This window comes from Burkholderia sp. ZZQ-2 (assembly GCF_050768715.1).
In the GTDB taxonomy this organism is placed as follows: Bacteria; Pseudomonadota; Gammaproteobacteria; order Burkholderiales; family Burkholderiaceae; genus Burkholderia; species Burkholderia cepacia.
Genome location: NZ_LDVA01000335.1, coordinates 23275 through 29969 on the forward strand (window position 1 = coordinate 23275; position 6695 = coordinate 29969).

The 6695-nt window shown below is 68.1% G+C and carries 6 protein-coding genes; 1 reads left to right on the forward strand and 5 read right to left on the reverse strand.

Translation table 11 applies throughout. The features are described from left to right. Positions 1-32 precede the first annotated feature (32 nt). From ABY44_RS31765 to ABY44_RS31780, 4 genes are all read right to left on the reverse strand, one after another. Positions 33-266 carry a Fis family transcriptional regulator gene (locus tag ABY44_RS31765; RefSeq protein WP_006476892.1) on the reverse strand — a complete coding sequence of 78 codons (234 nt, stop codon included), beginning with the start codon at positions 264-266 and terminating at the stop codon, positions 33-35. After that, entirely contained in the window at positions 263-1330 is a 1068-nt protein-coding gene (dusB, locus tag ABY44_RS31770) for a tRNA dihydrouridine synthase DusB (RefSeq protein WP_060174156.1), read from the reverse strand. Before dusB ends, ABY44_RS31765 begins: the two co-directional genes overlap by 4 nt. Positions 1331-1454: 124 nt before the next feature. After that, entirely contained in the window at positions 1455-2642 is a 1188-nt protein-coding gene (locus ABY44_RS31775) for a UbiH/UbiF/VisC/COQ6 family ubiquinone biosynthesis hydroxylase (protein ID WP_060065921.1), read from the reverse strand. A gap of 40 nt (positions 2643-2682) precedes the next feature. Then, the gene (locus tag ABY44_RS31780) at positions 2683-4068 is read right to left on the reverse strand and encodes an aminopeptidase P N-terminal domain-containing protein (RefSeq protein WP_060174148.1); all 1386 of its coding nucleotides are present in this window, start codon (positions 4066-4068) and stop codon (positions 2683-2685) included. 187 nt (positions 4069-4255) lie between these two features. Here ABY44_RS31780 and ABY44_RS31785 point away from each other — a divergent pair, with 187 nt between their 5' ends. Next, entirely contained in the window at positions 4256-4867 is a 612-nt protein-coding gene (locus ABY44_RS31785; protein WP_060082816.1) for a glutathione S-transferase family protein, read from the forward strand. 112 nt (positions 4868-4979) lie between these two features. Here ABY44_RS31785 and ABY44_RS31790 read toward each other — a convergent pair whose 3' ends face one another. Continuing rightward, positions 4980-6599, reverse strand: a complete 1620-nt coding sequence (locus ABY44_RS31790; RefSeq protein ID WP_021162498.1) for an FMN-binding glutamate synthase family protein — start codon at positions 6597-6599, stop codon at positions 4980-4982. Between the last annotated feature and the right edge of the window lie 96 nt (positions 6600-6695).

Here is a 6695-nt window from a genome sequence, read left to right on the forward strand (position 1 = left end):
AATAGCCAGGGAAACGGGGACGGGACGGCTGCCTATAGCAGGCCGTGCTGCTGCAGCTTCTTGCGCAGCGTATTGCGATTGATGCCGAGGTACTCCGCGGCGAGCGACTGGTTGCCGCCTGCCTGTACGAGCACGACCTCGAGCATCGGCTTTTCGACGCAGGACATCACCATTTCATAGACGTCGTGCGGATTGGAGCCGTCTAGATCCCGGAAATACACGTCCAGGCTCTCGCGGACACATTGTTCGATGTTGTGCTTGCTCATGCTGCTAACTGGTTATGGTCGTCCGACTCGCCCTGGCCGTTTTCCTCTTCGTCGTCGACATAGACGAGGTGGTCCGACAGCGCCTTTTGCGCCTCGAAGAATGCATTGACGGCGGCGAGCTGCTCGCGGGTGGAATCGAGCGTGTTCATCCTGTGCCGGAACCCGTTGGCACCGGAAAGGCCGCGAGTGTACCAGCCGATGTGCTTGCGCGCAGTACGGACTCCCGTGAATTCACCATAGAAGGCGTAGTGGTCTTCCAGGTGTTCGTTCATCACGTGCTGAATCTCGTCGATCCGCGGCGGGGGCAGCAGCTCGCCGGTTTGCAGGAAATGATCGATTTCGCGGAACAACCATGGCCGACCTTGCGCGGCGCGACCGATCATCAGGGCATCGGCGCCGGTCGCGTCGAGCACGGCCTTCGCCTTCGCGGGCGACGTGATGTCACCGTTCGCGACCACCGGAATCCGCACCGCCGCCTTCACGGCCGCGATGGTGTCGTATTCGGCGTCGCCGCGGTACAGGTCGGCGCGCGTGCGGCCGTGCACGGTGAGCATCGAAATGCCGGCGGCTTCGGCCAGGCGCGCGACCGTGATCGCGTTCTTGTGCTCGCGATCCCAGCCCGTGCGGATCTTCAGCGTGACGGGCACCGCATCGGGCCCCGTGCCGACCGCCGCGACGACCGCCTCGATGATGCGCTGCACGAGCGGCTCGTTCTGCAGCAGCGCGGAGCCGGCCGCGACGTTGCAGACCTTTTTCGCCGGGCAGCCCATGTTGATGTCGATGATCTGCGCGCCGTTGTCGACGTTGTAGCGGGCCGCTTCGGCCATCATCGCCGGATCGGCGCCCGCGATCTGGACCGCGATCGGCTCCACCTCGCCTTCGTGGTTCGCGCGCCGCATCGTCTTCGCGCTTTTCCACAGCTGCGCGTTGGACGCGACCATCTCGGACACGGCGTAACCGGCCCCCATCCGCTTGCAGAGCTGGCGGAACGGACGATCCGTCACGCCGGCCATCGGGGCGACGAACAGGTTGTTACGCAATACGTGAGAGCCGATAACGGGCATCGCAATGGCACCGCCCGCGGCGGGCGCGGGCATGAAAAGGGCAGACGGAAACGCGCATTTTACCGTATTCCCATGCCCCGCCGATTTGACCCGGTTTGAGTGGCGCGACTGTGCGCGCCGGGCGTCAGTTGCGCTGGCCGAACATCATCTGGCGCGCGATCACCTTCTTGAGCGGCGGCACGAACTCGAGTGCGGTGAGCGCGGCACCGCGCAGCAGCGGGAGCGGGCCCGAGTCGATCGTGAACAGGCGTGCCAGCGTGTCGGTCGCGCCGATCGTGAAGCGCCGGTCGAGTGCGCGGCGCGCGTTGAAGGTGGCGAGCGCGGTCGCTTCGAAGCCTTGCGTGGACAGTGTGTCGACGAGCGTATGCGCATCGCGCAGCCCGAGGTTGAGCCCCTGGCCCGCGACGGGGTGCAGGGTTTGCGCGGCATTGCCGACGATCGCGACGCGGCCGTTGACGAGCGTCTGCGCGGCGTTCAGGCCGAGCGGGAAAGACGCGCGGCCCGCGATCGCGACGAAGTCGCCCATGCGCTCGCCGAACGCGCTGCCGAGCTCGCGCAGGAACGCGTCGTCGGGCAGCGCGGCGCGGCGCGCCGCTTCGTCGGGCGTGCAGCACCACACGAGCGAATACTCGGCCTGGCGCGGGCCGCCAAGCGGCAGCAGCGCGAGCGGGCCTTCGTGCGTGAAGCGTTCCCACGCGACGTTCGGGCGCGGCGCCGATACCGTGACCGTGCCGACGATCGCAGTCTGGCCGTAGTCGCGGCGATGCTTGCCGGTATCGGCCCGCTGTTCGTGGAACAGCCCGCCTTCGGCATTGATGACGATGCGTGCGCGCAGCGTGCGCTCGCCTTGCGGGCCATCGAGCGTCAGCGTGACGCCGTCGGCATCCTGCTGCGGCGCGCGCGCGGTGGTCGACGTGAGCCAGTCGACGCGGGTGCCGCGCACGGCGCCGGCGAGCGCCTGCACGAGCGAGCCGAAGCGCACGACATAACCGAGCGCGGCGAGGTCGTGTTCGTCGCGGTCGATCAGCGTGCGGCCGAAATGGCCGCGCTGCGATACGTGGATGTGTTCGATCGGCGTCGCGTCGGCGGGCCACGCGAGCGTGTCGAGCAGCACACGGCTGCCGTGCGACACGGCGATCGCGCGCGGATCGTTTGCGCTCGCGGCCGGTTCACGCGCATCGATCAGCGCGATCGATGCGTGCTGCGTGGCGCTGCGGCGCGCGAGCCAACCGGCGAGCGCGAGCCCGACGGGGCCCGCGCCGACGATGGCGAGGTCGTAGTCCGGCGTGGCTGGGGAGGAGGCGGTCGTCATCTTGATTCGTGAAACGGAGGTAACGGTCGGCGGCAGCCGGTCATGCGAGTGCGCGCATCAGCGCTTCGATCTCGTCCGCCGCGACGGGCACGCCGCGCGTGATCAGCTCGCAGCCGTGCTCGCGCACGATTGCGTCGTCCTCGATGCGGATGCCGATGTTCCAGTACTCGGGCGGCACGTCGTCGGCGGCGCGCACATACAGGCCGGGTTCGACCGTCAGCGTCATGCCGGCCTTCAGCGTGCGCCATGGCAGCGCGCCGTTGCCGTCGCGCTCGGCGAGCCGCTCGCGGTAGTCGCCGCAATCGTGCACGTCCATGCCGATCCAGTGGCCGGTGCGGTGCATGTAGAAGCGCGTGTACGCACGCTCGGCGATCACGTCGTCGACGTTCGAGAAGCGCGTTTTCGGGATGATGCCGGTGTCGAGCAGCCCCTGCGCGAGCACGCGCACGGCGGCGTCGTGCGGTGCTTCGAACGGCACGCCGGCGCGCGTCGCGTCGATCGCGGCCTGCTGGGCGGCGAGCACGATGTCGTACAGCGTGCGTTGCGCGGGCGAGAAGCGCCCGTTGGCCGGAAACGTGCGCGTGATGTCCGACGCGTAGCCGTCGAGTTCGCACGCGGCATCGATCAGGATCAGGTCGCCGTCCTTCGCGGTTGCATTGCCGGCCGGGTAGTGCAGCACGCACGCGTTCGCGCCGGCCGCGACGATCGAGCCGTACGCGGGCGACTGCGCGCCGTGCTTGCGGAACACATACAGCAGCTCGGCTTCGAGTTCGTATTCGCGGATGCCGGGGCGGCACGCCTGCATCGCGCGGCGGTGCGCGAGCGCGGAGATGTGCGCGGCGCGCATCATGATCGCGAGCTCGTGCTCGTCCTTCACGAGCCGCATGTCGTCGAGGAGCGGCGTGAGGTCGAGCATCGCGTCCGGTGCGGCGACGCCCGTGCGCGCCAGCGCGCGTACCGCGTCGATCCAGCCCGCGAGCCGGCGGTCGAAGTCGGCCGATGCGCCGAACCGGTAGTGCACGGTGCCGGAGTCGGCGAGCAGGCGCGGCATCTCCGTATCGATCACGTCGACCGCGAACGCCGCGTCGAAGCCGAACGCATCGCGCGCGGCTTCGGGCCCGTAATGGAAGCCTTCCCAGATCTCGCGGTCGGCATTCTTGCCGCGGCAGAACAGGATCGACTCCGGCGCGCCGTGCGGCGCGGCCGCGTTCAGCACGAGCACGGCATCCGGCTCGGTGAAGCCCGTCAGGTAATGGAAGTAGCTGTCGTACCGGTACGGGTAGGCCGTATCGCGGTTGCGCAGCAGTTCCGGCGCGGTGGGGACGATGGCGACGCCGCCGCCGGCGGCACGCAGTGCGGCAAGCACGCGTTCACGGCGCTGGCGGTAGACGTCGACGGCGATGGCGGTATCGAGGGGCGCGTTCATTCGTGCGATTGTAGCGCCGCGTGACGCCGCGCGTGAGGGAGGGGGCGGGAAGCCGCGCCGGGCGGCCCGCGTGACGGTTGTTGCAAACCATCCACAGGCCGGTCGGGCGATTTTCTGTCGCGCGACGCCGGCCGGTTATGATCGGCGACAACGTATACTCTCGGCGGTTCCCTTAAAAAGGCAGATGATGAAATTAATCGGTTCGCTCAGCAGCCCGTACGTCCGCAAGGCGCGGATCGTGCTGGCTGAAAAGAAGATCGACTACAAGCTGGAGCTCGAGAACGTGTGGGCGCCGGAGACGGATATTCATGCTTCGAATCCGCTCGGCAAGGTCCCGTGCCTTGTGATGGAGGATGGTGCCGCGGTGTTCGATTCCCGCGTGATCTGCGAATACGTCGACACGCTGTCGCCGGTCGGCAAGCTGATTCCGCCGTCGGGGCGCGAGCGCGTCGAAGTGCGCTGCTGGGAAGCGCTGGGCGACGGCGTGCTCGACGCGGCCGTGGCGATTCGTCTCGAATACACGCAGCGGGACGAAGCGCAGCGCAGCGCGAGTTGGATCGCGCGCCAGCAGCGCAAGATCGACGACGCGCTCGTCGCGATGTCGCAAGGGCTCGGCGGCAAGACGTGGTGCGTCGGTAATCATTACACGCTCGCCGACATCGCACTCGGCTGCGCGCTCGGCTATCTCGACTTCCGGATGCCCGAGCTCAACTGGCGCGACCGCCACCCGAACCTCGACAAGCACTTCGTGAAGCTGCTGCAGCGGCCGTCGTTCGCCGACACGCTGCCGCAGAACTGAGCCGCGCGCGACGCGTACACGCATTCACGCATTCGGCAGACAAAAGAAAAGCGCCCCGCGGGGCGCTTTTCTTTTTGCCGGGCCGCCCCCGCGGCGGGGGCGCTCGCCTGCATCATTCGATCGACGCGTAGACGGCCTCGCCGAGCGTGAACGAATCGCTGCGCGAAATCGGCCACCACTTGTCGTACAGCGTAAAGCCGCAGGTGTTGCCGTCGAGCAGCGCGCCGGGCTTCAGGTACTTCAGCAGCTGCGACATCAGCCGGACCTCGTGCGGCGCGATGCGCTGCACGATGTGATGCGCGCGCAGCTCCGACGGATGCGCGAGGCCGGCCGCCTGCACGAGCTCCTGCAGCGCGTGCAGCGTGTTGCGGTGGAAGTTGTACACGCGGTCGGCCTTGTCGGGCACGACGAGCGCGCGCTGGCGCACCGGGTCCTGCGTCGCGACGCCGGTCGGGCAGCGGCCCGTGTGGCAGGTCTGCGCCTGGATGCAGCCGACCGCGAACATGAAGCCGCGCGCCGAGTTCACCCAGTCCGCGCCGATCGCGAGCGTGCGGGCGACGTCGAACGCGGTGATGATCTTGCCGCTCGCGCCGATCTTCACGCGGTCGCGCACGCCGATCCCGACGAGCGTGTTGTGCACGAGCAGCAGCCCTTCCTGCAGCGGCACGCCGACGTGGTCGGTGAATTCGAGCGGCGCCGCGCCCGTGCCGCCTTCCGCGCCGTCGACGACGATGAAGTCCGGCACGATGCCGGTCTCGAGCATCGCCTTCGCGATCCCGAAGAATTCCCACGGATGGCCGACGCACAGCTTGAAGCCGGTCGGCTTGCCGCCCGACAGCGTGCGCAGCCGTTCGACGAATTCGAGCAGCCCGCGCGGGGTCGAGAATTCCGAGTGCGTCGCGGGCGAGATGCAGTCCTTGCCCATCGGCACGCCGCGCGTCTCGGCGATCTCCGGCGTGATCTTCGCGGCCGGCAGCACGCCGCCGTGGCCGGGCTTCGCGCCCTGCGACAGCTTGACCTCGATCATCTTGACCTGCGGATCGGCGGCCTGCTTCGCGAACTTGTCGGGGTTGAAGGTGCCGTCGTCGTTGCGGCAGCCGAAGTAGCCGGACGCGATTTCCCAGATGATGTCGCCGCCGTTCTCGCGGTGGTACTTCGACAGCGAGCCTTCGCCCGTGTCGTGCGCGAAACCGCCTTTCTTCGCGCCGAGGTTCAGCGAGCGGATCGCGTTCGCGGACAGCGAGCCGAAGCTCATCGCCGAGATGTTGAAGATCGAAATGTCGTACGGTTGCGCGCGATTCGCGCCGACGCGGACACGGAAATCATGGTTCGGCAGCTTCGTCGGCGCGAGCGAGTGGCTGATCCATTCGTGCGCGACGGCCTTCACGTTCAGCTCGGTGCCGTACGGGCGGTTGTCGGCGACGTTCTTCGCGCGCTGGTAGACGAGGCTGCGCTGCGCGCGCGAGAACGGCTTTTCGTCGGTGTCGTCCTCGACGAAATACTGGCGGATTTCAGGTCGGATGAATTCGAACAGGAAGCGGAAGTGGCCCCAGAGCGGGTAGTTGCGCAGGATCGCGTGGCGGTCCTGCTTCAGGTCGTACAGGCCGAGCGCGACGAGGGCGGCGGGAATCAGGATCCACAGCCACGCGATCGCGTGCCGCGCGGCGAGTGCCGCGACGGCCACGAACAGCAGGACCGCGCACCACATCGCGAGATAGCGTCGGGAAAACATGGGGACTCCGTCGTAATTATCTGGATGGCCATCGCTCGCGAGCGGTCGCGCGGCGGCCGGCAGGTCGGCGCCCTCGGCGTTGCGCCGGGCCGGCGG

Coding starts and splice junctions, on each gene's coding strand:
- ABY44_RS31780 (WP_060174148.1), bottom strand. CDS start 4,068: ATGAACGCGCCCCTCGATACCGCCATCGCCGTCGACGTCTACCGCCAG.
- ABY44_RS31785 (WP_060082816.1), top strand. CDS start 4,256: ATGAAATTAATCGGTTCGCTCAGCAGCCCGTACGTCCGCAAGGCGCGG.
- dusB (WP_060174156.1), bottom strand. CDS start 1,330: ATGCCCGTTATCGGCTCTCACGTATTGCGTAACAACCTGTTCGTCGCC.
- ABY44_RS31775 (WP_060065921.1), bottom strand. CDS start 2,642: ATGACGACCGCCTCCTCCCCAGCCACGCCGGACTACGACCTCGCCATC.
- ABY44_RS31765 (WP_006476892.1), bottom strand. CDS start 266: ATGAGCAAGCACAACATCGAACAATGTGTCCGCGAGAGCCTGGACGTG.
- ABY44_RS31790 (WP_021162498.1), bottom strand. CDS start 6,599: ATGTTTTCCCGACGCTATCTCGCGATGTGGTGCGCGGTCCTGCTGTTC.